The organism is Coleofasciculus sp., assembly GCF_046539235.1.
Lineage (GTDB): Bacteria > Cyanobacteriota > Cyanobacteriia > Cyanobacteriales > Coleofasciculaceae > Coleofasciculus.
Genome location: NZ_JBKHHI010000583.1, coordinates 1 through 3,116 on the forward strand (window position 1 = coordinate 1; position 3,116 = coordinate 3,116).

At 46.3% G+C, this 3,116-nt stretch carries 5 protein-coding genes; 3 read left to right on the plus strand and 2 right to left on the minus strand.

The window, feature by feature from the left end:
- Window positions 1–215 precede the first annotated feature (215 nt).
- Window positions 216–557, plus strand: coding sequence for a hypothetical protein (locus tag ACLFWI_RS28825; protein WP_446409080.1), 342 nt, complete (start codon window positions 216–218; stop codon window positions 555–557).
- An 86-nt stretch (window positions 558–643) separates the two neighbouring features.
- A complete protein-coding gene (locus ACLFWI_RS28830) occupies window positions 644–901 on the plus strand; it encodes a YggT family protein (protein ID WP_446380172.1) in 258 nt (85 codons plus the stop codon).
- A gap of 45 nt (window positions 902–946) precedes the next feature.
- Here ACLFWI_RS28830 and ACLFWI_RS28835 read toward each other — a convergent pair whose 3' ends face one another.
- Complete coding sequence (locus ACLFWI_RS28835; RefSeq protein WP_446415784.1) at window positions 947–1,381, minus strand: hypothetical protein; 435 nt, start codon at window positions 1,379–1,381, stop codon at window positions 947–949.
- Between the two features lie 172 nt (window positions 1,382–1,553).
- Between ACLFWI_RS28835 and ACLFWI_RS28840 the strand changes: the two genes are divergently transcribed.
- Window positions 1,554–2,186: a hypothetical protein gene (locus ACLFWI_RS28840; protein ID WP_446415785.1), complete on the plus strand. Its 633-nt coding sequence runs from the start codon at window positions 1,554–1,556 to the stop codon at window positions 2,184–2,186.
- Window positions 2,187–2,518: 332 nt separating this feature from the next.
- On the opposite strand, the gene ACLFWI_RS28845 is transcribed toward ACLFWI_RS28840, so the two are convergent.
- Window positions 2,519–3,116, minus strand: a 598-nt coding sequence (locus ACLFWI_RS28845) for a class I SAM-dependent methyltransferase (protein ID WP_446415786.1), incomplete at its 5' end; no start/stop codon positions are given.

A 3,116-nucleotide genomic window follows, 5' to 3' on the forward strand; every position in this document is an offset into this window, starting at 1 on the left:
GGGAATTGTAGGGGCGGGTTTTACCACTAACGGGAAGCTTTGCACCCTGATATAAATAAACCCGCCCCAAAGGATTACCAGCATTCTGCGACGAATGACAAAGGACAAATGACGAATGACGAATGACAAATGACAAAGATGTAGGCATCCGCGTCAGCCAACCGTTAATCTGGAAAAGCAGTTGCGTTTTTTATTTCAAGGGTACAAAAGGAAAAATGAGTCAGCGCGATGGTTTTACAGGTGGACTTCTCGCCGGAATCGCCATAGGGGGAGTAGTCGGTGGCGTTATCGGAGCCATACTAGCCGGACAACGCAATAATAGCGATGAAGATACCGATCAGTCTTTACTCAAGTCCCGTCTATCCGAGAAGAAAGCGATGAAGGGTAAAAAGTCTCAGCTCAACTCCGAGGAGAGCATTGAAGCGGCGCGTCGCAGTTTAGAAGACAAAATTGCCCAGCTTAATACAGCGATCGATGATGTGCGCCAGCAATTGGGTCCGGTGAATGGGAGTGGGAGTACGGAACTCACCGATAGGGAAGGTTCCCTCGATTCCTGAGCCGGAATGGAGTGATATCAGTTAAACTGGCTAGAAAGGCACTATCATATCCGCCCTCTAAACCTAGTAAGGAACTATTTCAATTTATGCCTACAGCACTGGTAACCGAAAGTCTCTACAATTTCCTCAATATCTATCTACTGCTGATATTTGTCCGCATTCTGTTAACCTGGTTCCCCACGGTTGAATGGATGAACCAGATTGCTGGGTTTCTCAGCCCAATTACTGACCCTTACCTGAATATTTTCCGCTCCTTTATTCCGCCGATTGGAGGTCTGGACTTATCCCCTCTGCTGGCGATTATTGCCCTGCAAGTTGTCGCTCAATTGATTGTCAGCATCTAGGCTAGGGCTGGCTGGGTCAACTACGAATTGGGAGTCAACCCAATGCTAACGGCGGACTTTGCCCGTAAAACCGGAGGCTTTGAATTGTTCAAGCTGCAATGGGGTTGGCTGATTAGCCGAAACCGTAATTCGCACTTCAAAATCACTAACGCCCGGTGGGACTTCATCAATGGCACCCAGCCGGGTACGATTTTGAAAGACGGGATTATGATTGGCATCGTAGATTCGACCAAAAATGTCAGCGTTGATCACGGGTTTACCTGACTTGTTGATGGCTTTACCTGTAATGATGTAGCAATTGGCGGCTTGGATGGAACCGGGTGTGACCAATCCTTCGGAAAACTTGGAGGAACATTCGTGGTAAGACAGGTCAGATAGTTCTACCTGAACGAAGGCAAACGCAGCAGGGGTAACGACCCAACTGATCAGCCAAAACAGACAAGCAACTGTAATGGTAGTAAACCAACTTTGAATTCGCATAGCCGATAGTAATAATTATCTTAACTAAATCATTCCATTCCTCAGCATAGCGCGAATCCAGCCGCAAACTGTCCTTAATTAGGCGGCTGAATTGTCTTCTGAGAGATTATCATGAATTATTATTGCTACACGCTATCACCAGCTATAAGTCAGTCTGCTGATTGAGCCTGTTATGAACCCAGCCGAGATTGAAGCTGTCTTGCAACTCGCCTTTATCCAATGTGAAGCGGTTTTATGTCCCCTGACTGACTCGCAGAAACAAATTTTACGGCGGGTGTTGATGGAAGCGGTTAGGGGTCAATCCTTACAGTCTTCGGCAATAGGGGATCAGACAACAGCTAATCCTCTGGATGAACTGACTCCAGATGAGCGATCGCGCTTTTGGCAGTTTGTCACGGAACAGGAACGGCTGGGCTATTCCTGGAAAATCCAACTCCTCAACGACTGGCTGCATAATCGCGAGTCTTCATCCGTCCAGTTTATCCGCGATCGCTATGGACCCCAATGGCTAAATCGGATCAAGCGCGTGCATCTGGCGCAGTATCTAGACGCACAGAACCCCACAGAAGGGTTAAAATTAAAAATCGGCGATCGCATTGAAGTGTCGAATGGACTTTGGGAATGGGTACAAGATAATGGACCCTGTAGTCGGGAGTGGTTTCCTTGTACAGTGGTGCAGATTTCTCAGGGTATAGAGAGTGATGGTTCGGGAGGGAATTGTGTCGTGCGCTTCGATAATGGCATGGAATATGAGATTCAAGGGATTTATGAGTGGAATCGCTATAACTGGCGTTGGATGAACTGATATCATGTTCGGTTGAATATTTATACTTTGGTATTACCCAAGGCAACGGGTAGAAGGAAAGGTGCAATGTGGTAAGATAGAGGGACATTTTCACTGTTTAGACAACAGGTATAGGATTTAGTTATTTGCCCAAAATAGAACAATGATGATAGCCAAACATGCCCCTACCAAAAAGAAGAACACAGTTGGGTTAAACGGGTGATTTTTATCAACTGAAATTACAGTTTTCCTGCCAGGAATAGACGCCTGTAGATATACTTGTACTCTAATTTCAGAAGTCCTAAACACAACAATGGAATCATTCATCGCTGGCTTATATCCTTAAAATCGGACTAACTGGCAGATTTGAGTGGTTTCTGGAATAGCATCAAATGCTGCTGGGGTAAGAACTTTTTGGTTTCCAGCCACTTCAACCCTACCGCTTTCATTTCTTTTCTTGCTTGTCTCTGAGTCATTTTATGCAGCGCTTTAATCGGAATCAAGGGATTCTCCCGGCGATATTCTACCAGTACAACTCGTCCACCGGGTTTAAGCGATCGCACAATTCCACTCATCATTTCTCTAGGATAGGCAAATTCGTGATAAGCATCGACCATCAAGGCTAAGTCAACGGTTTCTTCGGGTAAATTGGGGTCAGTGGTACTTCCCAAGATTGGCTCAACATTAGTCACATTGTTCTCGGTTTTCAGGAATTCGATCATATCCAGCATCTCCGGCTGAATATCCACCGCCAGCACCCTACCCTGAGGAACACGAGGACTGATCCGAAAGCTAAAATAACCTGTACCTGCACCAATATCTGCCACAATATCCGTGGGCTTGAGGTTCAACGCTTCAATCACCTGCTGTGGTTGTTCTTTCGTCTGACGGCTAGGTCGTTCTAACCAGAGGGCTTCGGTGTGTCCCATGACTTTGGCAATCTCTCGACCC